Source organism: Kangiella geojedonensis, from assembly GCF_000981765.1.
Classification (GTDB): domain Bacteria; phylum Pseudomonadota; class Gammaproteobacteria; order Enterobacterales; family Kangiellaceae; genus Kangiella; species Kangiella geojedonensis.
Genome location: NZ_CP010975.1, coordinates 613,338 through 638,135, shown reverse-complemented (window position 1 = coordinate 638,135; position 24,798 = coordinate 613,338). Strand labels below are relative to the sequence as shown.

General features: G+C 43.7%; 23 protein-coding genes and 6 tRNA genes. 9 read left to right on the top strand and 20 right to left on the bottom strand.

Features of this window, described 5'->3' with window-relative positions; genetic code table 11:
• Positions 1-7 precede the first annotated feature (7 nt).
• Both TQ33_RS02965 and TQ33_RS02960 read left to right on the top strand, forming a co-directional pair.
• Positions 8-985: an ABC transporter ATP-binding protein gene (locus TQ33_RS02965; RefSeq protein WP_046560746.1), complete on the top strand. Its 978-nt coding sequence runs from the start codon at positions 8-10 to the stop codon at positions 983-985.
• Positions 985-1,773, top strand: coding sequence for an ABC transporter ATP-binding protein (locus tag TQ33_RS02960; protein ID WP_046560745.1), 789 nt, complete (start codon positions 985-987; stop codon positions 1,771-1,773). Before TQ33_RS02965 ends, TQ33_RS02960 begins: the two co-directional genes overlap by 1 nt.
• 74 nt (positions 1,774-1,847) lie before the next feature.
• On the opposite strand, the gene TQ33_RS02955 is transcribed toward TQ33_RS02960, so the two are convergent.
• The 6 genes from TQ33_RS02955 to clpX all read right to left on the bottom strand — a co-directional run bounded on the left by TQ33_RS02955 (position 1,848) and on the right by clpX (position 8,279).
• Entirely contained in the window at positions 1,848-3,761 is a 1,914-nt protein-coding gene (locus TQ33_RS02955; RefSeq protein ID WP_046560744.1) for a SurA N-terminal domain-containing protein, read from the bottom strand.
• 108 nt (positions 3,762-3,869) lie between these two features.
• Positions 3,870-3,946: transfer RNA gene (locus TQ33_RS02950), tRNA-Asp, on the bottom strand.
• A gap of 51 nt (positions 3,947-3,997) precedes the next feature.
• Positions 3,998-4,073 (bottom strand) — tRNA-Val (locus tag TQ33_RS02945).
• A gap of 15 nt (positions 4,074-4,088) precedes the next feature.
• The gene (locus tag TQ33_RS02940; RefSeq protein ID WP_046560743.1) at positions 4,089-4,361 is read right to left on the bottom strand and encodes an HU family DNA-binding protein; all 273 of its coding nucleotides are present in this window, start codon (positions 4,359-4,361) and stop codon (positions 4,089-4,091) included.
• Positions 4,362-4,530: 169 nt separating this feature from the next.
• Positions 4,531-6,933: an endopeptidase La gene (gene lon, locus TQ33_RS02935; protein ID WP_046560742.1), complete on the bottom strand. Its 2,403-nt coding sequence runs from the start codon at positions 6,931-6,933 to the stop codon at positions 4,531-4,533.
• 77 nt (positions 6,934-7,010) lie between these two features.
• Complete coding sequence (clpX, locus tag TQ33_RS02930) at positions 7,011-8,279, bottom strand: ATP-dependent Clp protease ATP-binding subunit ClpX (RefSeq protein ID WP_046560741.1); 1,269 nt, start codon at positions 8,277-8,279, stop codon at positions 7,011-7,013.
• A gap of 351 nt (positions 8,280-8,630) precedes the next feature.
• Between clpX and TQ33_RS02925 the strand changes: the two genes are divergently transcribed.
• A complete protein-coding gene (locus TQ33_RS02925) occupies positions 8,631-10,505 on the top strand; it encodes a metallophosphoesterase (protein WP_046562255.1) in 1,875 nt (624 codons plus the stop codon).
• Here TQ33_RS02925 and TQ33_RS02920 read toward each other — a convergent pair.
• From TQ33_RS02920 to TQ33_RS02890, 7 genes are all read right to left on the bottom strand, one after another.
• Positions 10,502-12,139, bottom strand: a complete 1,638-nt coding sequence (locus TQ33_RS02920; protein ID WP_071841088.1) for an ATP translocase — start codon at positions 12,137-12,139, stop codon at positions 10,502-10,504. The two genes, TQ33_RS02925 and TQ33_RS02920, sit on opposite strands and share 4 nt — an antisense overlap.
• Before the next feature lie 195 nt (positions 12,140-12,334).
• Positions 12,335-12,946 carry an ATP-dependent Clp endopeptidase proteolytic subunit ClpP gene (gene clpP, locus TQ33_RS02915; RefSeq protein WP_046560740.1) on the bottom strand — a complete coding sequence of 204 codons (612 nt, stop codon included), beginning with the start codon at positions 12,944-12,946 and terminating at the stop codon, positions 12,335-12,337.
• 80 nt (positions 12,947-13,026) lie between these two features.
• Positions 13,027-14,319 carry a trigger factor gene (gene tig, locus TQ33_RS02910; RefSeq protein WP_046560739.1) on the bottom strand — a complete coding sequence of 431 codons (1,293 nt, stop codon included), beginning with the start codon at positions 14,317-14,319 and terminating at the stop codon, positions 13,027-13,029.
• Positions 14,320-14,433: 114 nt separating this feature from the next.
• Positions 14,434-14,518 (bottom strand) — tRNA-Leu (locus TQ33_RS02905).
• A gap of 79 nt (positions 14,519-14,597) precedes the next feature.
• Positions 14,598-14,673: transfer RNA gene (locus TQ33_RS02900), tRNA-His, on the bottom strand.
• 53 nt (positions 14,674-14,726) lie between these two features.
• A tRNA-Arg gene (locus TQ33_RS02895) sits at positions 14,727-14,803 on the bottom strand.
• Positions 14,804-14,837: 34 nt separating this feature from the next.
• Positions 14,838-14,914: transfer RNA gene (locus TQ33_RS02890), tRNA-Pro, on the bottom strand.
• Between the two features lie 177 nt (positions 14,915-15,091).
• On the opposite strand from TQ33_RS02890, the gene folD reads away from it, so the two are divergent.
• Together folD and TQ33_RS02880 are read left to right on the top strand one after the other, a co-directional pair.
• Positions 15,092-15,946, top strand: coding sequence for a bifunctional methylenetetrahydrofolate dehydrogenase/methenyltetrahydrofolate cyclohydrolase FolD (folD, locus tag TQ33_RS02885; protein WP_046560738.1), 855 nt, complete (start codon positions 15,092-15,094; stop codon positions 15,944-15,946).
• A 123-nt stretch (positions 15,947-16,069) separates the two neighbouring features.
• Positions 16,070-16,480 carry a hypothetical protein gene (locus TQ33_RS02880; RefSeq protein ID WP_046560737.1) on the top strand — a complete coding sequence of 137 codons (411 nt, stop codon included), beginning with the start codon at positions 16,070-16,072 and terminating at the stop codon, positions 16,478-16,480.
• Positions 16,481-16,517: 37 nt separating this feature from the next.
• On the opposite strand, the gene TQ33_RS02875 is transcribed toward TQ33_RS02880, so the two are convergent.
• From TQ33_RS02875 to TQ33_RS02860, 4 genes are read right to left on the bottom strand one after another with little or no spacing between them, the layout of a single operon-like run.
• The gene (locus TQ33_RS02875) at positions 16,518-17,135 is read right to left on the bottom strand and encodes a hypothetical protein (RefSeq protein ID WP_046560736.1); all 618 of its coding nucleotides are present in this window, start codon (positions 17,133-17,135) and stop codon (positions 16,518-16,520) included.
• A 15-nt stretch (positions 17,136-17,150) separates the two neighbouring features.
• Entirely contained in the window at positions 17,151-17,801 is a 651-nt protein-coding gene (locus TQ33_RS02870; protein ID WP_046560735.1) for a lysophospholipid acyltransferase family protein, read from the bottom strand.
• Positions 17,802-17,814: 13 nt separating this feature from the next.
• The gene (locus TQ33_RS02865; protein WP_046560734.1) at positions 17,815-18,774 is read right to left on the bottom strand and encodes a phosphatidate cytidylyltransferase; all 960 of its coding nucleotides are present in this window, start codon (positions 18,772-18,774) and stop codon (positions 17,815-17,817) included.
• Between the two features lie 33 nt (positions 18,775-18,807).
• The gene (locus tag TQ33_RS02860) at positions 18,808-19,398 is read right to left on the bottom strand and encodes a CDP-alcohol phosphatidyltransferase family protein (protein ID WP_046560733.1); all 591 of its coding nucleotides are present in this window, start codon (positions 19,396-19,398) and stop codon (positions 18,808-18,810) included.
• A 159-nt stretch (positions 19,399-19,557) separates the two neighbouring features.
• On the opposite strand from TQ33_RS02860, the gene TQ33_RS02855 reads away from it, so the two are divergent.
• Complete coding sequence (locus TQ33_RS02855) at positions 19,558-20,301, top strand: helix-turn-helix domain-containing protein (RefSeq protein ID WP_046560732.1); 744 nt, start codon at positions 19,558-19,560, stop codon at positions 20,299-20,301.
• A 29-nt stretch (positions 20,302-20,330) separates the two neighbouring features.
• Here the strand turns inward: TQ33_RS02855 and TQ33_RS02850 are convergent, their stop codons facing one another.
• Together TQ33_RS02850 and cysS are read right to left on the bottom strand one after the other, a co-directional pair.
• The gene (locus tag TQ33_RS02850; protein WP_046560731.1) at positions 20,331-20,642 is read right to left on the bottom strand and encodes a hypothetical protein; all 312 of its coding nucleotides are present in this window, start codon (positions 20,640-20,642) and stop codon (positions 20,331-20,333) included.
• Between the two features lie 40 nt (positions 20,643-20,682).
• Complete coding sequence (gene cysS, locus TQ33_RS02845; RefSeq protein WP_046560730.1) at positions 20,683-22,080, bottom strand: cysteine--tRNA ligase; 1,398 nt, start codon at positions 22,078-22,080, stop codon at positions 20,683-20,685.
• 164 nt (positions 22,081-22,244) lie between these two features.
• Between cysS and TQ33_RS02840 the strand changes: the two genes are divergently transcribed.
• Genes TQ33_RS02840 through TQ33_RS02830 form a run of 3 tightly spaced genes read left to right on the top strand, consistent with a single transcriptional unit; the run spans position 22,245 to position 24,218 of the window.
• On the top strand, positions 22,245-22,751 hold the full coding sequence (locus tag TQ33_RS02840) for a peptidylprolyl isomerase (protein ID WP_046560729.1): 507 nt from the start codon (positions 22,245-22,247) through the stop codon (positions 22,749-22,751).
• Between the two features lie 2 nt (positions 22,752-22,753).
• A complete protein-coding gene (locus TQ33_RS02835; RefSeq protein ID WP_046560728.1) occupies positions 22,754-23,473 on the top strand; it encodes a UDP-2,3-diacylglucosamine diphosphatase in 720 nt (239 codons plus the stop codon).
• 22 nt (positions 23,474-23,495) lie between these two features.
• A complete protein-coding gene (locus TQ33_RS02830) occupies positions 23,496-24,218 on the top strand; it encodes a hypothetical protein (RefSeq protein WP_046560727.1) in 723 nt (240 codons plus the stop codon).
• Here TQ33_RS02830 and TQ33_RS02825 read toward each other — a convergent pair.
• Entirely contained in the window at positions 24,215-24,796 is a 582-nt protein-coding gene (locus tag TQ33_RS02825) for a DUF924 family protein (RefSeq protein WP_046560726.1), read from the bottom strand. The genes TQ33_RS02830 and TQ33_RS02825 overlap by 4 nt on opposite strands.
• Between the last annotated feature and the right edge of the window lie 2 nt (positions 24,797-24,798).

Below are 24,798 nucleotides of genomic sequence, written 5' to 3'. Positions count from 1 at the left end.
GACGACTATGGGCTTATTACAAGTAGAAAACTTAAGCGTCGACTTCCAAACCGATAGCGGTATTATTCCTGCGGTCGACAGCGCAAAAATTTCCATCAACTCCGGTCAGGTGCAAGGTGTGATTGGTGAGTCGGGATCAGGTAAAAGTGTCATGGCGTTAGCGATAGCAGGATTATTGTCGCCAGCTGCCACCATGCGCGCCGATCTCTTCAACCTTGATGGCCATGATCTGACGCGTATGAGTCCCGCCGAACGACAAAAACTGATCAGCAGTAACATATCCATCATCTTTCAAGAGCCTACATCAAGTCTCAATCCGTCATTAACCATAGGGTATCAACTTGATGAAACCATCCGCTTTCACGGCGGTGGCACCCGCAAACAGCGTTTTGAAAAAGCACAAGAGTTATTAGCTCAAGTTGGGATTATTGATGGTAAGCGTCGTTATAAAGAATATCCTCATCAACTCTCTGGTGGTTTGAATCAGCGTGTTATGATCGCGATGGCGCTAGCTTGTGAACCAAAGCTCTTAATCGCAGACGAGCCAACGACAGCGCTGGACGTCACCGTTCAATCGCAAATCTTGGACTTGTTGTTGAGGCTGAATGAAGAACACAATATGGCCTTAATGTTGATTACGCATGACTTTTCTATTTTGTCGGAAACCACTGACAAGGTTTATGTTATGTACGGTGGTCAAATTGTTGAGTCTGGACGTACTTACAATCTTCTGAGTCAGCCTTACCATCCCTATACGAAAGCCCTACTGGACAGTGTTCCTCATTATGGAATGCACTACAAAAAAGGGCGTCGTTTATTCAACCTGAAAGGTAGTACTCCCTCATTGGATCATCTGCCCGTTGGGTGTTACCTTGGCCCACGTTGCCCGTATGCCAATAAGAAGTGCGTACAGCCACCTGAATTACGCTCGCTAAAAGGCCGCAAGGTCCGTTGTCACTTCCCTCTGCTTGAGGAGGAGAACTAATGCCCAACTTATTCAGCGCTAAGGATATTCGTAAAAGCTATAAAGTCTCGAATAATCCTTTAAAAAAAGGTCAACTAGAAGTTCTCCATGGCGTTAATTTTAGTCTTAACGCAGGCCAAACCTTAGCGGTCGTGGGAGAGTCCGGCTCAGGTAAGTCGACCTTAGCCCGCATCCTAGTCGGCGCCGATAAACCAGACAGTGGTGAACTGCTGTTTGAAGGCAATAATATCCTGAAAAAGAACCGTAAGTTTGAATGGTATAAAAACATTCGGATGATTTTTCAAGATGCCTCGGCATCCCTGAACCCTAGAGCGACGATTCGACAAAGTCTTGAAGAGCCATTACACAACGGTACGCAATACACAGCCAGCCAACGCCGCGATCGCATTGTTGAGGTTTTAGAAATGGTCGGTTTACGACCTGAATATGCGGAGCGTTATCCTCACACCTTTTCAGGGGGGCAGCGTCAACGTATCGCTATCGCTAGAGCCTTATTATTACGCCCTAAAGTCATTGTGGCAGATGAGCCGGTGTCAGCTTTAGACGTTTCAGTTCAAGCTCAAATCATTAACCTACTATTAGACCTACAAGATCAGCTAGACTTGGCCTATGTCTTTATTTCTCATGACTTAGGATTAGTGCAGCATTTTAGTAACAAGGTTCTGGTGTTAAATAATGGCACACAAGAGGAATATGGCCGTGTTGCTGATGTCTTCAGTCAGCCCAAATCAAAGTACACGCTTGAATTATTAAATGCATCAGCGGGCTACCAAAAGTCTATTACCTAATTCGAACTTTTAAATGAGCCAATAAAAAAGCCACTCTCTGAGTGGCTTTTTTATACTTGGTGAATGTAAATCAGTTACTGCTTCACTTCCACCGTACTTTTAAAATGTTCGATAACACCAGCTGTATCCGCCTGAACACTCAAGCTTTTAGCGGTTTGTTTCAACTGAGCACGAGTAGCTTCATCCATCTCAGCAACGTCAGGGTAATTAACACTCTTCAGCTCAATAACCGCGTAATCACCATTAAATAATGATTCCACGCTTCTAGCAGATTGACCATCACTTGGAGCAGACATTTGATAAACCGCAGACACAAGTGCAAAGTCCATACCCGAGTCACGACGTTTTAGTGCTGAGTTTTCTTGCCATTCAAGTTCTTGTTCCGCAATCAAAGAGTCAACTGCTTCACCATTTTTTAATGCATCCAAGACTTTATTGGCAAAGTCCTCAGCATCTTTGGCTGACTTTTCTTGAGTTAACGTTGCCACGATCTGAGGTTTTACCTCTTCCAATGGTTTAACCGTTTCAGCTTGATAGTCAGTAGCAGTGACATACACAATATCTTTGCTGCTAAGTACAATTTTATCGCTTACTTCTTCAGAGTCGATAACCTGTGCTGAGAATGCTTTTTCAAGCAATGCTGGCTCTGCGGCTATACCCGTCGCATTGCTACGGTTGAATAAGCCGGTTTCTTTAACCTCTAGACCAGCCTGCTCAGCAAACTTTTCGATATCATCACCAAACTCAAACAAAACATCGTTAAGTTTAGACTCTTTCGAGTAGAACTCCTCATCAGCGGCTTCTTTGGCTAAAGTCTCAACAATATCATCACGCATATCAGCTAAAGGCGTTGTCTCGCCTTCACGTCGCTCCAACAATTTAATGATATGGAATCCATACTGCGTTTCAACAACATCAGTAACGTCGCCTTCGTTCTCTAATGCTAGCGCTGCCTTTTCAAACTCTGGAGCCCAGCCAGTTCCTGCTGAAGTATCACTTTGCTCAACAGCATCTGCCCAGTCTAGTTGACCACCGTTCTCGCCACTAAAAGTGTCGCTAGAATGTTCTTTTGCTAACGCTGCAAAGTCCGCGCCATCATTAATCTTCTGCAAAAGCTCTTCCGCTTTTTGCTCGGCATCATCAATAGAATTATCAATTAGGATATGAGCTACTTGAATTTCTGCCGGTTCGCTATAGGCAGACTTTTGTAACTCATAATAAGCATTAATTTCTTCTTCAGTTATCTGTGCTTTTTTAGCTTCAAGTAGAGCATCAGATGACAGGCGAACATATTTTAGGTTAATTTGTTCGGGCTGCATAAAGCGACTTTTGTTTTTATTGTAATAACTCTCTACTTCGCCATCGTCAATACTGACATCATCTGCAAATTTTGATACTGGAACTCGCAATACTCGAACATCACGAGTTTGCTCTTGCAAGCGGTACAGAGTTTCAATTTCGTTATCTAGCGCAAAACCAGTTGAGTTCAAGGCATTCTGAAGTTGTGCTGCTGCGATACGCTCTCGAGCATACTCATTCAAAAAACTTTCTGACCAGCCATTATTCCTCAAAAACTCTTTAGCTTGCCCGGCTGAATATTCGCCGCCTAATTGAAAAGGTTGAAAAGTACGAATCCACTCTTTCACTTGCTGATCAGAAGCAGTCATCCCTGCTTTCGCGATACCAGCATTAACAACTTCTTCATTAATCATCTGTTGCGCAATGGATTGTCTTAGCTGCTGACGGCTGGCTTCTGTTGGATAACGCTTTTCAAACTCCACACCATCACGTTGACGCATATTGTCAATACGACGCTGAACAGCTTGACCGCTGATCGATACCCCTTCAACTTCTGCGATCTCTTCAGGGTCACCGCCAAACATATTAGCACCGAAATAACCCGCTCCAATGAAAAACACAATAATGATGAACATCAACGCCTTCATTATTGGGCTTTGCATGCTCTGCTGAATTTTTTCCAACATCATGGCTGAAATTACCTTTCGTTTATCTTTACTATGGCTTTAAACTGACTCTATAACCAGTTTTCATATCCTAGTTATAAAAAACGCGCCGTAAAGGCGCGCTTAAAATAATGGCGGAGCGGACGGGACTCGAACCCGCGACCCCCGGCGTGACAGGCCGGTATTCTAACCAGCTGAACTACCGCTCCGAATTTTTAAGTCCTCACCACAAGCGTTCAACAAGACCTGTGGTGGAAGACTGGTGGGTGGTACTGGGCTCGAACCAGTGACCCTCGCCTTGTAAGGGCGATGCTCTCCCAACTGAGCTAACCACCCGCAAAAAATCGGCGCTTAGTTTACCGCGTCTTTAAGCGCTTTACCAGCTTTAAAACCAGGAACTTTAGCGGCTTTAATTTGGATAGTTTCGCCAGTTTTAGGGTTACGACCTTGACGGGCAGCACGCTCTTTTACAGAGAATGTACCGAAACCTACAAGAGAAACACCTTCACCTTTTTGCAAAGAATCCGTAACTGCGTCAAGCATTGAGTCTAGTGCACGACCTGCTGCTGCTTTAGAAATATCTGCGCCTGCTGCGATAGCATCAATTAATTCTGATTTATTCACTCACTTTCCCCTTTAATTTTTTAGAAAATCTGTGATTAAAAAATATACTGCGTTTCTTAGAGTTTTTATGCATAACTCAAGGTGCTCTGTTATATCAACTGACTGTTAAAACTGTCAAGATAATTTAGAGCAATATCGCTAAAAGTCTCTAGAAATCAGCATTTCCGGCTCAATGTGGTTGAATTTTGTTCTGTTCATCCTGCTTTGAAGAAGCAGTCTCAGGCTTAGATTCAACCGGTTTACTGATCGGTTCAGGAAGTCTTTCAAGTGCAATATCAATCACTTCATCAATCCATTTAACCGCAATAACTTTCAAATCTTGTTTGATATTTTCAGGAATATCTTCAAGGTTTCGCTCGTTCTCTTTTGGGATAATAACCGTTTTAATACCACCTCTATGGGCAGCTAATAGCTTCTCTTTTAGCCCACCAATCGGTAATACCTCGCCACGCAGCGTAATTTCGCCCGTCATAGCGACATCTTTCCTCACGGGTATGTCGGTAAGGCTAGAAATTAACGCTGTGCACATACCGATGCCAGCGCTTGGGCCGTCTTTTGGCGTAGCCCCCTCCGGTACATGAATGTGCAAGTCTTTCTTTTCATAAAAGTCAGGCTCAATACCCAATGCTAGGCAACGGCTTCTCACTACCGTCATGGCGGCTTGGATCGACTCTTTCATCACATCTCCAAGCTGGCCTGTAAACACCGGCTTGCCCTTACCATTGACCACAACAGACTCAATGGTTAGCAATTCACCGCCAACTGAGGTCCAAGCAAGTCCAGTGACCTGCCCCACTTTGTTTTTCTCGCCGGCTCGGCCATAGTCATGGCGTTGCACACCTAAGTATTTATCCAGATTTTTTTCAGTAACCTTTACTGTTTTCTTGGCTTTTTTCGCCAATAATTGCTCTTTAACCGTTTTACGACACACTTTTGAGATTTCACGTTCAAGGTTACGGACTCCGGACTCGCGAGTGTAATAACGGATCATGCTTCGAATAGCACTTTCCGTTAAATCAAGTTCATCTTTCTTAAGTCCAGCGTTTTTAATCTGCTTTGGCAGTAAATAACGCTTGGCAATTTCAACCTTTTCATCTTCGGTGTAACCTGGAATTCGAATCACTTCCATACGGTCTAATAAAGGTGCTGGAATGTTCATCGAGTTCGACGTTGCAATAAACATCACCTCGGATAAGTCATAATCCACTTCGAGATAATGGTCACTGAAAGTATGGTTTTGCTCAGGATCTAATACTTCTAACAAAGCAGAAGAAGGATCGCCACGCATGTCCATAGACATTTTGTCGATTTCATCCAACAAGAATAGAGGGTTTTTAACGCCCACTTTACTCATGCGTTGCATCAACTTACCTGGCATAGCACCAATATAAGTACGGCGGTGACCTCGAATTTCGGCTTCGTCTCGCACGCCACCCAAAGCCATACGCGTATATTGACGGCCCGTAGCTCGAGCAATTGACTGGCCCAGAGAGGTTTTACCGACACCAGGAGGTCCCACTAAACATAGTACAGGTCCTTTGAGTTTTTTAACGCGCTGCTGAACTGCTAAATACTCAAGAATACGGTCTTTAATTTTCTCTAAGCCGTAATGATCTTCATCCAGCACTTCCTCAGCTTTTACTAGGTCATGCTTAACACGGCTGCGCTTTTTCCAAGGCACACCCAATAACCAGTCAATGTAGCCTCGTACAACCGTTGCTTCAGCTGACATTGGCGACATCATCTTCAACTTTTTGAGCTCAGCTTCGGCTTTTTCCTTCGCCTCTTTGCTCATGCCTGCTTCTTCAATCTTTTTCGCTAGTTCTTCATGCTCTGAAGCCGTTTCTTCACCATCTCCCAGTTCTTTTTGAATCGCCTTAATTTGCTCATTCAGATAGTACTCGCGCTGGTTCTTCTCCATCTGGTTTTTAACACGGCCACGGATGCGTTTCTCAACTTCAAGCAAATCCATCTCGCTTTCCATCTTGCTCATCAAGTGTTCAAGACGCTCCACCACAGATTCCATCTGTAGGATTTCCTGCTTGTCTTCTATATTCAAAGACATATGGGCAGCAATGCTATCTGCTAAACGGCTTGGATTTTCGATGCCTGATAAAGTCGTTAAAATTTCGCTGGGGATTTTTTTGTTTAACTTGACGTACTTATCAAAACTATTCAATGCAGCACGAGCCAGTGCATCTTCTTGGTCTTCTTGGCCAGTTTGATTGTCGACAAAACTAACCTCCGAAATGAACATCGGATCAGTCTGAACATAGTTAATAACTTTGGCTCGTTGAACACCTTCGACCAGAACTTTCACATTGCCGTCTGGCAGCTTCAACATTTGTAGGATCGTCGCCACACAACCATAATCATAAACTTGATCAGTGTCAGGCATGTCCTCTGTGGCTTCTTTTTGCGCCACTAGCATGACTTGTTTATCGCCATTGGTTGCTTCTTCCAAAGCTTGGATAGACTTATCACGACCTACAAACAATGGAATGACCATGTGAGGGAACACCACCACATCACGCAGCGGTAACAATGGAAGTTGTTTCGTTTCTAATGGCATGAATTCACTTTTCCTGGGATTTTTCGAACAGTGGGACACGGCTACGCATATTTAGCGTAGCCATTCATATTTATCTACTACTCTGATGCAGCTTTCGATTGATTGTCGTAAATCAATAAAGGCTCGGCTTCGCCTTTTACCACCGCACCATCAATACATACTTTGCTAACACCTTCTAATGAAGGTAAGTCATACATGGTGTCTAATAATATTTCTTCAAGTATGGAGCGTAGACCACGAGCACCCGTGCGTCGCGCCATCGCTTTATGAGCAATAGCAGTTAATGCGTCTTTACGGAACTCAAGTTCTACATTCTCAAGTGAGAACAACTTGCTGTACTGCTTGGTTAGCGCATTTTTAGGCTCGGTTAAAATGCGCACTAACGCATTCTCATCCAACTCTTTTAAGGTCGTCAAAATTGGTAAACGCCCAATAAACTCAGGGATTAAGCCAAACTTCACCAAATCATCTGGTTCAACTTTAGCCAACATCTCACCAACTTTAGCGCTGTCATTCACTTCTTTTACGTCAGCACCAAAACCGATACCGCCTTTTTCTGTACGCTCTTGGATAACTTTCTCAAGTCCAGCGAAAGCACCACCGCAGACAAATAGAATGCTACCGGTGTTCACTTGCAGGAACTCTTGTTGCGGATGTTTACGACCACCTTGTGGTGGAACAGACGCTACCGTACCTTCAATCAACTTCAACAATGCTTGCTGAACACCTTCACCCGATACGTCACGAGTAATTGAAGGGTTATCAGACTTACGTGAAATTTTGTCGATTTCATCAATATAGACAATACCACGCTCGGCTTTTTCGACGTCGTAGTCACATTTTTGAAGTAGCTTTTGAATAATGTTTTCAACATCTTCACCAACATAACCCGCTTCGGTTAGTGTGGTTGCATCAGCCATGGTAAATGGCACATCAAGCATACGAGCTAAAGTTTCAGCCAATAATGTTTTACCGCTACCCGTAGGGCCTATCAGTAGAATATTACTTTTACCAAGCTCAACATCCTGGTGCTCGCTAGAATGAGGCTCATGCTCTAATCGTTTATAGTGGTTATACACCGCTACCGATAAGACCTTCTTGGCGTCTTCTTGACCAATAACATATTGCTCCAAAAACTCAGCAATTTCTTTTGGCTTAGGTAATTTGTCTTTTGCTTCTTTTGAGGCTATTTCTTGGATTTCTTCAATGATAATGTCATTACATAAATCCACGCATTCATTACATATAAATACGCGCGGTCCAGCGATCAGCTTTTTAACTTCATGCTGGCTCTTTCCACAAAATGAACAGTAGAGTGTTTTATCATCGGAGTTTTCGTTACTCATCTTTTACCTCAAGCAGGCGTCTTTATCTAATAAGACGGGGCTTTGTTTATGCTTTTCGACACTTAGTCGCGTAAAGCCGGTTTTCTCTATCTCAAGAAATGAGGCTGATTATTGATTTTTCAAGTAATAAGAGGCGATTTGCTATCTCAAACACTGACAAAATCAGCTTCCCATAACCTAACAGTACCAAATATCTCAAAGTAACAAAAGAAAAAAGCCCCACAAGGCCTGTATCAGCTTAAAATTCAAGCAAATCACACAGTCTGCAATTCACCCATGTTTTATGGTGTTTTCTGCTTACTATGAAGGCTTATGCTATACTCAGAGTATGTTTTCGTTGCTATTTTTCTTATGAATCTAAGATACGTTGCTACTTTATGGTCGCTAACAATTGCACTTCTAGTCCTGCCGAGTTCTAGCCTTGCTGAACGTACCGTTGCGGTCACAGATGTACACGGAGCTTATCAGGATTTACTTCAAGTTCTACAGCGAAGCAAAGTCATTGATAACAATCATCGCTGGACAGGAGAAACCGACTCCCTGGTTATTATTGGTGACAATCTCGACCGAGGCCCTGACTCACGAAAGGTCTTAGATTTGTGGATTCGACTGGAAAAAGAAGCCGCCAAAGCCGGTGATGAAGTGATTGCGTTACTTGGAAATCATGAAGCCATGAATATGATGCCGGATCTGCGTTACGTGGCTGATGAAGAATTTGCCGCCTTTATTCCCGAAGAATCAAAAGCTTATCGCGAAGACATCTATCAAGACTTTTTACGATACAGCCAGCGAGAGGACAACGAGGAGAGTCAAGAAGCGTTCTTAGAGATGTACCCTCCGGGTTACTTCGGTCTTGTCGAAGCCTTTGCACCCGATGGCTACTATGGTCGCTGGTTATTAAGCAAAGACGTCCTAAGAACCGTTAACGGCAGGATTTATGTCCATGGAGGCATATCACCGCAGCTTCTAAGCCTAGGCCTTAGCGAAGAAGAACTTAACCAGCGTTTTCGGAATGACTTAGAACAATACGCCACGCTATACCATGAATTAATCGATCTCGGATTATTTAAGCATTACTTCAATAAAGGCGAACGAAAACAGGTCGCTAGGACGCTGCTTAATGGAGATATACAATCTAGAAGCCTCAACCGAAGAAGCGTACTGCAAAAAGCAGAGGCATTTCTGGATACCTCTGAATCACTGATGCTTACCACCTTTGGGCCAGTTTGGTACCGCGGCAATATTTATTGCCACCTATACTCAGAGCAAGAAACCCTTGATAAGGCGTTAAACCACTTTTCAGCGAAACAGTTATTAGTTGGGCATACACCTGATGACAGCCGTTTGGTCCGCTCTAGATTTGATGGCAAGTTGATCCTACTCGACACAGGAATGCTTCGTACTCATTATAATGGTCACCCGAGTGCCGTAGTGATTGAGGATGACTCACTCAGCGTGGTTAATATAGACGATTCATCCGCAACCGCGCCTATCCCTGATCCCGTTCGTAAGCCCCTGTATCCCAATGGCCTCAACGATGAATACCTATCTGACTTTTTTAACCAAGCGAAAGTGATTAAAGCAAAGGTGCTTGATGATTTTTATAGCAACCCCATAAAGCTCACTTTTGAGCACAATGGCAGATCGCATAACGCTATCTTCAAATACCTCGATAGTGACCCTAATATGCAACAGAAGAAATGGCACCTTCGTTTAGGTAACGTGGCAGATCGGTATATTTATGATGTCGCTGCTTATGAGCTTGACCGCATGCTTGGTTTGTATATGGTTCCTTTTACTATGGAGTATCGCTATGAGGGCAAGTCAGGGATTCTACAATATTGGATTGAAGACTCAGTAAGTCGCACACAGCTTATCGAAAAGGGTGAGTCGCTCTACAGCTTCTGTAACACTCAAGATGCTGAAGATATCATGCATGTTTTTGACTGGTTAATTTATAACGACGATCGCAACACTGGAAATCGATTGTATAGCACTGACAACGGTTTTTTATGGTTAATTGACCACACTCGAGCATTCCGAGTTAAAAATGGGCTACCTGAGTACGAGCGCCCTAGCCCTGATTATTTATCACCGGTATATCGAAGTAAGCTGGAAGCCTTAAATGTTGAACGTTTAGAGCAAGCCCTAGGCAATTATTTACATAAAAAGCAAATCCAATCACTACTGATTCGACGGGATAAAATTCTGGACAAATTTTCTTAAGGCTCAGACTTGATTGTGATTTTCCAATAGGTACTGACTTCATAACCGGCAAAATCTCTAGCGACTAACTCCAGTTTGAGTTTATTCTGGTGGTCTTTGGGAGGAGTTAATGCCACGGTTAACTGCTCATCGTCAAACTGACACCAGGCAGGCAGTTGAGCACCATTAGCGCCTTTAAGCTTATAACGGATAATGTCGCCAGCATCAGGCTCTACGAAAGTATCAGGAGGGATGTTCAGAATGCTTTTCCTTCCAGCCGGTACGGTATGAGGTTTAAGCACAGTTGATAGCACCGGCGGGTGCCCCTCATCAATCTCTCCATATTGAGCGTTATAGCGCTTGCGAATGGCTAAGGCAGTCCAACAGCAAAGTCCGGCCAGCAAAGCATTAAAAGCAATAAACTCAAAGGTCCCTAGCCCTAGCACGTTAACCCCAATAGCCACACTGGCTCCATACATGAGATCACCGAAGCGGTAAAAAAACGTGTCCATAGCATTTTTACTCAGGTATTTATCTTCCCGTGACACTGGCAAAAACAATGCATGCCGACTGGTATTCTGAATAGAATAGTTAACGCTGTTTTCAGCAATTAATGCCCACTTAACTACCGCAAAGAACGGAAAAAATAGAATTAGGCTATAGTTAATAACCATCACAAAAGGCAAAATAAAAATTGAGGCACCAACGCCAATCCACCGAAACAGCCGTGCTACAACAAAGACCTGCAACAACAGGCCGATCAGCGTAAACCAAGCAATATAACCCGAATAGAACTCAGTCATAAAAAGCTGTTCTTCATAGCTACCACGTATGGAGACTTCGCTAGCCTGCGAGATAACAAACTTAGCTAATACGTACTCCCCTACCGAGTTAACCCAGTTATAAAGCAGAATAAAGACTGCAATTAACAGCAAATAACGGTTATGGAAGAATCGTGACAAGCCTCTCCACCAATCTGGATTGATAGTTTTTGGCTTGTTTGCTTCATCGCCGCGTGATGCTACCGGAATGGCTTTATATCCCCAGTGCGTCAATATGTTAAGGCATAGGAGTAATGATGCCGATATCAACATAACCCCTGTCACCCCTACCAATGGAAATAAAAAACCGCCCAGTTTTGCCCCCACCCAAGCGCCACTAGTGCCACCGACCGCTATTACCGCGAATAAACGCTTGCCACTCATGGCATTAAAACAGTCTGCACAAAATGCCCAAAAGAGAGCGACCATGATCACGCTATACACTCCTAGCCAAATATAGAAGGCAATACCAATAGGCAGAGATAGTTGGTTAGCGATGATAAAGAGTGACAAATTTGTGAAGAAAAAAATGAGCACTTTCCTCAAAAACAACGACTTATCTTTGTGGCTCGAGTATTTATAGTAAAAACGGTTAAAGAACGGGATGACAACGAGAAGAATTGAAGCTTGTGCAGCTGTGGTATAACTTTTTAGCTCAGCACTACCATCAGATAAAATAAGAGGATCGCGCATGACTTTAAGCAAGTAGTAAGACAGCATTAAGAGAAACAAGCTAAGAAACATCAGCAAGATGCCAGTACCTTCACCAGCACGAACCCACACAAAACGAGCAAGACACCGCTCGAAGAGATTGTACTGTTGACGCTTATCCATACCAAACCTCCTAATCAGGCTTGAGCAAGCAATCTAAAACTACCAACAGCTATATTATTATTGTCTTTATTTCATCTATTTTTAGGACGGATCTAAAGTTTAGACAAGTGAAATTACAAAAAGTGTGATTTTATTGAATACAAAAAAAGCCACCCCTGACTAAGCCAGAGGTGGCTTTTTATAATTGATGCGGATCTACTTACGTGAGCTAATGATAGAGTCGACCAGCCCGTAATCCACTGCTTCTTCTGCAGATAAGAAGTTATCACGGTCAGTATCTTTTTCTACTTGCTCAACCGGCTTGTCACAGTGATGCGCCAAGATTCCGTTCAAACGTTTCTTCATCTCGTAGATCTCTTGCGCATGAATCGCAATATCCGATGCCTGACCCTGGAAGCCACCTAGCGGCTGATGGATCATCATGCGCGAATTGGGCAAGCAGTGACGTTTACCTGCAGCGCCACCGGCTAGCAATAAAGCTCCCATGCTCGCCGCCTGCCCCACACAGACCGTCGATACATCAGGACGAATAAACTGCATGGTGTCATAAATCCCCATACCTGCAGTCACCACACCACCAGGTGAGTTGATGTACAAGTAGATATCTTTATCAGGGTTATCCGACTCAAGGAACAACATCTGAGCCATGATAGAGTTAGCCATATTATCTTCAACAGGGCCAACACAGAAAATAACACGCTCTTTCAATAGGCGTGAGTAGATGTCATAAGAGCGCTCGCCACGCGAGGTTTGCTCCACAACCATTGGAATTAAAGCATTGCTGATGGGTTGATCAATTTTGCTCATTTTAGAAGTATTCCTTAATCTAAAGACAAAAGAAGCGGAATAAATCCGCTTCTAATGAATTATGTGACTGTTAGCTAAATTTACTGTTGGTTCGTATTTAGCAACTCGTCAAACTTAACGGCTTTCTCGGTTACTTTAGCTTTTTCTAGCACCAAGTCAACCACAGAGTCTTCTAATACCAACGACTCTACTTCGCGTAAACGCTGAGGGTCGCCATAGTACCATTCGATCACTTCTTGTGGCTCTTCGTAAACAGACGCTAAGTCTTCAACCTGTGCGCGAACTTTAGCTTCGTCTGCTTTAAGCTCTTCAGACTTAATGATTTCTGCAACCACTAAACCTAGCTTAACGCGACGAGTTGCTTGCTCTTCGAATAAGTCAGCAGGAAGATCAGGCGTTTGATCTTTAGGAGCGTTCATACGCTGTGCCATTTCTTGACGCATACGGTCGATCTCTTGATCAACCATCGCTTTAGGCATATCGAATTCATGCTTTTCAATAAGCTTATCCATCACAGCGCCTTTAACGCGTGATTTAATAGCGTTACGAAGTTCACGCTCCATGTTTTTCTTAACGTCATCTTTCAATGCCGCTAAATCATCAGCGCCTAGCTGCTCTGCAAGCTCAGTTACTGTAGGCAATTCTTTCTTGTTAACCACGTGAACGTGAGTCTCGAAAGTAGCTTCTTTGCCCTTCAAATCTTCTACGTGGTAATCTTCAGGGAAAGTCACTTTAACTTCGACGTCGCTATCAGCTGAAGCGCCTACTAGCTGGTCTTCGAAACCAGGGATCATGTTACCAGCACCGATTTCTAGTGGGAACTGAGTAGCTTCTCCGCCTTGGAACGCTTCACCATCGATAAAGCCTTTAAAGTCGATAACCACTTGGTCACCTTCTTTTGCCTTACGCTTAACTTCAACCCATGAAGCGCGTTGCTCACGAAGTGTATCCATCATTTTTGACAGATCATCATCGCTCACGTCTGAGGCTGGCTTTTCAATTTCTAAATCAGAAAGGTCTGCAACTTCTACTTGCGGATAGACTTCGAAAGTTGCTGAGAACTTAAGGTTTTCGCCATCTTTATTTTCGATTAACTCAAGTTGAGGATAACCGGCTGGCGTTAACTCTTCTTTTTGAATCGCTTCAAAATAGTTACGCTGCATAACTTCACCAAGAATCTCTTGGCGAACGGCATCACCGTAACGCTTTTTAACGACTTTAAAAGGGACTTTGCCTGGACGGAAACCGTTCATTTTAACGGTACGTGTCATTTCTTGAAGGCGTTTTTGAACTGCGCCGTCGATATTCTCGGCAGGCACATCGATAACTAATTTTCTTTCTAAACCGTTACTGGCTTCAACTGAAACTTGCATTCGCTGATCTCCGATTCGCTATCTACATAGCTATTAATATATATGACCAGGTTTTCAGATGAAGACTGTTAGGGAGGAGCCATCTTTACCAACCTTTATAAGCTGAGATAAAGATGGTGCGAAAGGAGAGACTCGAACTCTCACGCCTCGCGGCACTGGAACCTAAATCCAGCGTGTCTACCAATTCCACCACTTTCGCGTTTTGACTGCGGGCCCTGAGCCCTCATCGAACCATATTGTAATTCCTGCTCAGCGTTAATGCTGGCCTTACAAGAATCTGGGGTGGACGATGGGATTTGAACCCACGACAACCGGAATCACAATCCGGGGCTCTACCAACTGAGCTACGCCCACCATCAACCTCTACTCCCCCGACTCGGCCGCTTACCACCATCTTACTTAAAGTATGGCGCGTCCGGCAGGATTCGAACCTGCGACCCACGGCTTAGAAGGCCGTTGCTCTATCCGACTGAGCTACGGACGCATGTTAAATCCTGACGTCGAGGCGAGAAATAAATTGGTCGGAGATGAGGGATTTGAACCCCCGACATCCTGCACCCAAAGCAGGCGCGCTACCAGACTGCGCTAATCTCCGATTTTTGTCTCAAGGGGCTTGCCCCTGCGAGACGCGCATATTACTGATTTCCCCCATACCCGTCAACACTTTTCGTCGCTTTTTTTCTATTTTCTTCGTTGCTTATAAAAGCATTGAGTATGTTGCTCAATATTGCGACAATAGCGCCTTTCAAACAATCATTTGAATTTAATCTGCATGACTGCTCAAATCCTTGATGGCAATGCCATCTCAGCCAAAGTTAAAGACGAATTAGCCCTAAAAGTAAAGGCTCGCCTAGACAAAGGCCTGCGCGCGCCGGGTCTGGCGGTGATCCTTGTTGGAGTGGATCCCGCGTCTCAAATCTATGTTAACAAAAAGGTCGAAGCTTGTGAAAAGGTTGGCTTCATTTCTCGCAAAATTGTGATGGAAGATGACACAACACAAGACGCCCTGCTTGAACAGATCGATTTGCTGAATGACGACCCAGCCATTGACGGAATTTTGGTTCAATTACCGCTACCGGCTCATTTGGATTCGAACGTTATTCTTGAGCGAATCAAAGCAGATAAAGATGTTGATGGTTTCCACCCTTATAATATGGGCCGCTTGGCACAAAAGATGCCTACGATGCGTCCATGTACGCCTTATGGTGTCATGGTGATGCTGAAAGAAACGGGGATCGACCTAATCGGTAAAGACGCCGTAGTGGTTGGCGTATCCAACATTGTGGGCCGACCTATGGGCTTAGAACTACTGATGGAACGCTGCACAGTAACCTTTACTCACAGTAAAACCAAAGACTTAGCGAAAAAAGTCTCGGAAGCAGATATTGTGGTTGTTGGCGTAGGTATTCCTAACATGGTCAAAGGCGACTGGATCAAGCCGGGTGCCATTGTGATTGATGTTGGCATTAATCGTCTTGAAAGCGGCAAACTGGCAGGCGATGTTGAGTTTGACGTTGCTAAAGAGCGCGCTTCATGGATTACACCCGTTCCAGGCGGTGTTGGTCCCATGACCGTTGCCATGCTGATGAGCAACACCCTTTTTGCTTGCGAACACCTGCACGACTAAAACTTTCTGGTCGAGCCAGTTCCACTGAGTGTGAATTGGCTCACCTTTTCCCATAAAAAACCTATTTGAGTTCAATGACTTGCGCTAATCTCTAAGCAACTCATTCTAACAAAGGACTCAACGATGGATATTCTTATACCTATCCTTGCCATAATCGGTGGCTTACTGGCGGCTTCTAGCCTTATTGCTCAAAAGTCACAAGACGCAGGTAACGCCTTAAAAAAACTGGCGCCTTATCAAGGCGTAATCGGTGTTATCTTACTGATCTTAGGCCTGTATTACTTCTTGTTCCACAGCTTGGCGCACTTAGGTGCCATGATGAAATACTCGGCTGGTCTATTTAGCCTTATTATGCAAATTTTGATGATATTGGTCGGCTTTATTCTTTCTTATGGGTTACTGTCGGAAAAGCTATTATCAAAAAATGAAACCGCCCAAGAAAAAGGTGCTCAAGCAGCACGAAAGCTAACCTCGATTCAGATTCCACTTGGCATCGCATTAGCGATTTGTGCTTTATTAGCTTTAATTCTGTAAGTTTTAGGTTTTTGAATGGTGCGTCAAGGCGCACCACTTATTCAAAAACTTCTGTCTTCATATATTTTAAAGGCTCTTTTCCACTACCAGACCGTTTACATCCAACTCCACCGCCATCGCCTGTAGTGCTAGGGTCCCTATCCAACCTGTAGTCTACACTTTCTGCTAAAACTTTATTATCCGAGATTCTATAAGCCGTTGTTATATACTTTGAAATTTCTGAACCATAATAATTTTTAAGGATAAAAGTATCACTCAGTTCATGCTTATATCCATATATAGCTGTTGGTTTATCAATTTTCTTAAAAGCAATGCATTGCCCAGAATCAAGCCGATGCTCCTGTCTAGATGTTACTCGTGAATAACAATTTTCATCTCCCTGCTTAGAAAGATAAATATGCCAATACCCTTTCCCTGGATTATAAAAGTCTCTTTCGGTCGGGTTATAGATTTCAACGAACTCAAACTGGTCATGTAACAATTCTGACCAACAAGGTCCTGTACAATTATCGCTGTAGTAACCATCAACCTCCACTCGCTCATAAATAACAGTTCCAGCATCTTTCTTACACATTGCCTGTAACTCGTCATAACCCATAGTGCACGCTGAGACGAACATTATACCAATTGCAGCCACTATAACTTTCAACTTCATCCTAAACTCCATATACTAATCCCACTTCGGTAACTTAACCGAATCCTGCAAGGTAGCGAAGCGTGTTTTGACGTTTTCATAAAAGCCTTCACTATTTGCTTCATATGTCATCGGTTCTGAAAACACCACATCGCAAAAAAACGGTACAAATAGTGCATCGCCTTTGGGCAAAGTCTTTCCTAGGCCGTGCATATAAATTGGGTAAAGTGGAACATTAGGACAGCGTTCAGCCAGCTTTACCACGCCATATTTCAAATCGGTCATCTTCTCTGGCTCGCCACGTGAACCTTCTGGGAAGAAAATTAAGATCTTGCCGCTATCGAGTGCTTTCGCGCACTGCTCAATTGGGTTAACGCTTTTATCTTTACCCTGACGCTCAATCGGCAAAATACCGATAATATTTAAGGCAAACCACGCCAAAAATTTATTTTTTAAGAAATAGTCCGCAGCGGCTACTGGTTTCACTTTATGCAATATGTTCAGTGGTAATAATGAAATCAACACCATGGTATCAAGGTGGCTATTATGATTGGCGATCAAAATTGCAGGCCCATCCTTCGGAAGAATAGGCGTATTTTGATAACGCAAGCCAATAACGATTTTGACGATAGGCTTAATGATCACGGCAAAAAACAACCAACGAAGTGCTAAGTTAATGTACTTCATACTCATTCCCTCCTTAGAAGTAAAAGTAGCGCATAACGTGGAAGAACAAGGGCGCAGTAAACGTCAGACTATCGAGGCGATCCAAGATACCGCCATGACCAGGGATTAACTGACCTGAGTCTTTAATACCAATATCACGTTTAATCGCTGATAGAGATACGTCACCAATAAAGCCTGCGATACCAATACCCAAACCAACCAACAGGCCCTGCCACCAGATCATTGGCGTTAACAACCCTGCTAAAATCATGGCGAGTACACCTGTGGTAATGACACCACCAATTAAACCTTCACGTGTTTTGTTAGGGCTAATAGTCGGTGCAATTGGCGTTGTGCCCAAAATCTTACCCCAAACATATTGCGCCACATCATTTAGCTGAGTCAGCATCACGAGGTAAAGCAGTAACGCTGCTCCGTCGCCTGACATGGTTAACGACTGATACTCCCCTTCGCTCGGTAACATTACCAAGTACGCAAGATGACTTAACGTAAAGACCGTTAACATTAAGCCCCAGTGAATATTACCTACTGCGCGTAAATAGTTTTTTGTTTCGCCAGCCAGCACCATGCGGAATGGTATGAAGAGGAAGGCATAAACAGGGATAAAAATAATGAACATGCCGTACCAGCCAGTCGCAATCCAGTAGTACTGAAGTGGGATGGTCAAGTAGGCCCAGAACAATACTTTACGATCCACCAACCGCGTCGGCGTCATCGAGAAATACTCTTTTAGCGCGATAAAACTCAGCATGGCAAACAGCAACACAGTCACTAAAGGCCCCATTACTAACGCTAGGCCAAAAATACCAATCATGATCCACCACGAATTAATACGCTGCTTTAACTCGGTGTAATCTTTCTGTTTATTCGTCAGCGATAATACCCAGCCAATCACCGTTGCCAAAGACAGCCCCGCCAATAGAAACACAAAGACTTGAGTTACTGCCCTCATACTTTCAAAATCAAATAACATAAGGTTCTCCTTAAAATTCTTTTTATTCAGTAATTAAAGCGCTGCTCTGATGCGGTTAATCATTGTCACCACCGATAGCGCAATCGCACCCATCAGCACATAATTAATGTAACTGCCCATCGCTGGCCAAAGTGGTAAAACAATTCCTAATAGACCTAACACTAATGCTCGATCACTTTTCCCCATGGGGCCTTGGTACTGACGTTGCTTGCCCACCATTGACGCCATCACCCCCACAAACTCAACAAGAATCGCCATAAAAATAAAAGCACCAACGAGCCATGGGGACACCTGAGGCAAGATAAATAACGGTAAAAACAACGCAGTATCGGAAACAACGTCGCCCAGCTCATTCAGGTAAGCACCTAGCTTAGACTTTTGGTTGTGCTCACGCGCTAACATGCCGTCAATAGCGTTCAACGCCATGCGCACAAACAACACGGCAGGAAGAAGATAAAACCAGACGAGACTTTGTTGCCACACGATGAAAGCCCCCGTAGCAATGCTTAATAGCATCGCGAAGACCGTCACTTGATTCGCTGTAACGCCCGCCTTCGCTAGACCGTTAGTCAGCGGTCGTAATAGTTGCTGAAACTTAGGTTTGAGTTGATAGACTGAAATCATGTTGAATCCTTTGTTTTATTGCTTGGGCTTGATTTACACATCTTGCTAAGCATTGATGGTCCTAAATTCCCATAAGGACGATCAAAAAGCCACCTTTTATGTTATAGTCTCCATAAAGTACGCCGCTGGTATTGTATAAATATACTTTTGTAGGGTTTTATGAGCAGACAAACAACGCAGTTACTAGAAACATTAAAGCAGCACCTGCGTAGCCAGGGTGTGACCTATAAAGACTTAGCCAAGCATTTATCCATGAGTGAAGCTAACGTTAAACGCATCTTTTCACAAAACAAGCTGTCAGTAGAACGTTTAGAGGTAATCTGCAACCTACTTCACATGGATATACTCCAGCTTGCACAGAGCGCGCAAAGTCAACAGCACAAGATTTCTGAGTTAACCTTGGAGCAAGAAGAAGAGTTAATCACGGATTACCGGTTATTACTGGTCGCTCAACTGTGTTTATCCGATTGGACGTTTGAGGATATGTTAGCGCGCTACCAGTTTACAGAACATCAACTGATTCAGTACTTGGCTAAACTGGATCGCATACATTTTATTGAGCTACTGCCCAATAACCGGATACGGAAAAGAGTAAGCCCGCACTTTAAATGGCAAACGGATGGCCCAGTACGCAAGTTCTTCGCCGAGCATATTCAAAGTGAGTTTTTTAACTCACGTTTTGATCAGCCCACGGAAAAGATTTTATTTATTTCAGGCATGCTCAGCGACGAATCCAACAAAAAGATTCAGGAGTTAATTGAGGAATTGGGTACTGCTTATCGACAACAGTTAAGCCAAGACAAAAGTTTAACCTTGGATGAAAAGAAAGGGACAAGCTTAGTGGTTGGTTTGAGAAACTGGGAGTTATCGGTGTTTAATGATTTGAGAAGGAAGTCAGCCTGATATCTTTATCACATAGATTTAACGCAATATCAGATGTTTGGAGAACACGAGTTACAGCGCACCACTACCTGGCCGAAATCACCTGAAATCAAATAGCCTCCATCTGCCAAGTCAACAGACTCAAACTCGCCAAGTGTTACTGAGTCATCATCAGAATCCCAAAGCAAGTTTAGATGAAGGGTTAAAAACTCCACTTCGACTTTATGTCCATCACTATTAAAGAAGCGAGCGTTTAAAGTAGAGAACCCTGAGTTTTCTGGTGCTGAAACTACAAACTTTAAGTAACTTTCATCAGCCGGTAACTCTATCGCAAGAATATTTTCTCCTTCTAACTCTTTCATCCTCATATTAACACTACCACCCAAAAAATCTCTTTACTTGCTACTTACGACGCCAGCTTGTACCACCCGCCCCATCCTCTAGCTCGATATTCAGAGCATTAAGTTGATCTCGAATTTTATCAGCAAGCGCCCAGTTTTTATCGGCGCGAGCTTGTAGACGCTGTTGGATCAAGGCATCAATTTCGTCATCAGACACATCGCTGTCACCGGCGGCGGACTTTAAGAACTCCTCAGGATCTTGCTGCAACAAACTCAACACGCCAGCGAGCTCTTTCAGTTTCACCGCGATAGTTGCCGCTTTGGGCATATCGCTAGCTTTCAGGCGGTTGACTTCTTTGGCTAAGTCAAACAACACAGGCATGGCTTCTGGCACATTAAAGTCATCATCCATCGCTTTGACAAAATCAGTTTGTGCTTTTTCCATAATGTCCAAAGACTCGCCTGTGGCTTGCGATAAATCCACACCTCTTAGTGCCGTGTACAAGCGCTCTAAACTGGCGTCAGCGGATTCAATATTGGCCTGCGTATAACTCAGCTGACTGCGATAGTGGCCGCTCATTAAGAAATAGCGCACCGATTCCGCACGATATTGCTTCAATACATCACGGATGGTGAAAAAGTTGCCAAGCGATTTTGACATCTTTTCTTTATCTACTTGCACCATGCCGGTGTGAATCCAAGTCTTGGCAAAGGTGCAACCGTTAGCACATTCTGACTGCGCGATTTCGTTTTCATGGTGTGGGAACTGTAAATCTGAACCACCACCATGAATATCAAAAGTTTCGCCTAAGCACTTTTTGCTCATGGCAGAACATTCAATATGCCAACCAGGACGCCCTTGACCCCACGGCGAATCCCATGAAGGCTCGCCTGGCTTTGCTGCTTTCCATAAGGCAAAATCCATCGGATCCTTTTTCGAGTCACGAACATCAATACGCTCGCCCGCATTGAGTTGTGTTAAGTCTTGGCGGCTTAATTTACCGTAATCATCGTAGGCTGGGACATGGAAATAGACATCACCGTCTTCCGTGGCATAGGCCGCACCCTTTTCAATCAAGGTTTGGTTCATCTCGATGATTTCAGCCATGGTAGCAGTGGCACGCGGCTCAATATCTGGACGTTGAAGGCCAATGGCATCAAAGTCTTGATACATTTCGCCAATGAACTTTTCCGTCACATCCTCGAAGGCTTGGTCAGTTTCATTGGCGCGGTTGATGATTTTGTCGTCAATATCCGTGATGTTGCGGACATAGTTGACGTCATAACCTTTAAACTTTAGATAGCGATTAATCACGTCAAAAGCTGCATAAGTGCGCGCATGTCCAATATGACACAGATCATAAACCGTCACGCCACACACATACATGGATACCTTGCCTTCTTCTAATGGCTTGAAAGGTTCTTTTTGACGGTTTAAGTTGTTGTAAATCTGTAACATGCTCACTTCTCTTCTGACTGTTCTATGTCGACTATTTTTCGCTAAAATCGCAATTTAATACTAAAATAAGTATCATATGCGCCAAACAGCCTAGCATTGTAGCGTTCAAGTTACGTGCAGGCTAGCTTAAACAAGGCTAAATCACTAATTTTGAGGAAATCCCCATGAGCAATCCTACAGTCACGTTCACCACCAACCACGGCGACATCACTCTTGAGTTATATCAGGACAAAGCGCCTGAAACGGTTAAGAATTTCTTGAGCTATGTTGAAGAAGGTCATTATGACGGTACGATTTTCCACCGCGTGATTCCTAACTTTATGATTCAGGGTGGCGGTTTTACGGCGGATATGGAGCAGAAAGAGACCAAGGAGCCAATTGCTAACGAAGCGAATAATGGCTTAGCCAACGAAGTCGGCACCGTTGCTATGGCCCGCACTATGGAGCCACACTCAGCATCGTGCCAGTTCTTTATTAACGTTAATGATAACGACTTCTTGAACTTTAAAAATGAATCTATGAACGGCTGGGGTTACTGTGTATTCGGTAAAGTCACTGAAGGTATGGACGTGGTTAACGCCATTAAAGAAGTTCCTACAGGCAGTTACAGCATGCACCAAGATGTTCCGACTGAGACAGTGCTTATCGAGAAAGCTGAGATTAACGGCTAAGTATGACGTTAGTAATTTCCGACCTACACCTTTGCGAAGAGCGCCCCGATTTAACGGCGCTCTTTGAGCATTTTATGCAGGAAATCGCGCCACAGTCTAACGAGCTGTATGTGCTCGGTGATTTATACGAAAGCTGGATTGGCGATGATGATGACTCCACATTTGTTGAGTCAACAATCGCGCTTTTTAAAGCTTATTCTGACAGTGGAAAAAAGTTGTACTTCCAACACGGAAACCGTGACTTCTTATTAGGTGATACATTCGCTGATAAAACAGGTGGCGAGTTGTTACCTGAAGTACATCCTATCCAGCTTGGCGATAAACAAGCCATTATGATGCATGGTGATAGCCTGTGTTGGGATGACAAAGAGTATATGCAGTTTCGTGAAATGGTGCGCTCCGAGCAGTGGCAACAACAATTATTGTCACAACCGCTAGAAGTACGCAGAGGTATCGCGGCTGACTTACGTGGTAAAAGTCGCGAAGCTCAAGAGAACAAAGCCAGCGCCATCACTGACGTTCACCCTCAAGCGGTTGAAGAGGTGCTGAAAGACCACAAAGCGCAGGTATTAATTCACGGTCATACCCATCGCCCAGACTTTCACGATATCGAAGTCGAGGGTAAACACTGTCAGCGAATCGTTTTAAGTGACTGGGGCGAAAAAGGTCATTACCTAACGATTGAGGGTGATTCGGTAGCTGAGCACTACTTTACTATCTAAGCTGTTAACAAGGACGTTTACGATGTTTTACCGACTATTACTTCTAACTGCTTTCCTGCTCATCTCGGGCTGCTCAACACTAAAAAATACTAAAACTCTGGAATCCAAAACAAAAGTCTTTTTAGGTGTTAACCATGTTCTGCATTACGATGGGGGAATCAACAAAGACGCCAACAAACGTATTTTTGAGCTTTATAGATCACTTCCAGAAAAGCCAACGAAACTTCAAATAACAAGTAAGGGTGGTGACGTCATGGAGGGAATCAGATTAGGTAATTGGGTTTTCGATAATCAACTTGATGTCATTGTTGGCAAAGGATGCGCTTCATCCTGCGCTAATTACGTATTCCCTGCTGGAACAAAGAAATACTTATATAAAGACTCCGCTTTAATTTGGCATGGTAACTCATATCAAGAGAACGTTAATGATCGTGTCGAGCAAGGTGAGCAGAATGCCGTAAACTGGCGAACAGCTGAAAATAGGTTTTATAAAAGAATTAATGTGCATCCTTTGTTAGGTGAGTATGGCCACAAAGAATTAAAGCTCACTTTTTGGAACTTCTTATATCACTACTTTAATGAGACTCTTGGTTACGATTACTCTATTGAGGACATGAAAAAATTTGGTCTTACCAATATCCAATTACTTGATGGAGTATGGGAGTGGCGAAAATACAGACCTTACCTAGAAGTGTTGAGAGTAGATGTTAATCCTCAAGACTTAGAATCACTCAAGCCGCACTAGCAAAACGGTTTTTCCAGAAACCTTTGCTCAGCCAAAGTACTTTTCCTTCCTAAGGCTCTATTGCGGTCGGGGAAACGACCAAAACGAATAATTTGATCACGATGACACAGAGCGTGACTGGTCGAATTGTTATCGCCAAGTGTTATAAACAATTCAACGCTTTTATCTTGCAAGGTCAGATCTTCAGCATGCTCAAAAGGTAAGTACATAAACTTACGTTGAACGGTTAAAAGGCCTTGATCAAAGCGTTTATCCAGCGACTGTTGAGCTACATCCCTTGCTTTCAAATCATTCGCAAAGGCTTCAGCCTTACCGCGATAGATATTCCTTGAAAACTGGTCCAGTAGAATAATTAACGCTAGCGAGCCTCGTTGAGTTTGCATCATGGCATCCAGTTGACCAGCAGCGGCTTGCTGGTTGGCTTCCCCAAAACGCTCACGAATTTCATCATCAAACGCAGGATTAGAGTCAAACCAAATAGCACGGTTGGCACCCAACTCGGCAGAGTCGGGTGCACCAAACCAAAATGTTATCACCTCTTCGGTGAGCTCTTGGTAAGCGTTTTCATCAAAAGACATGA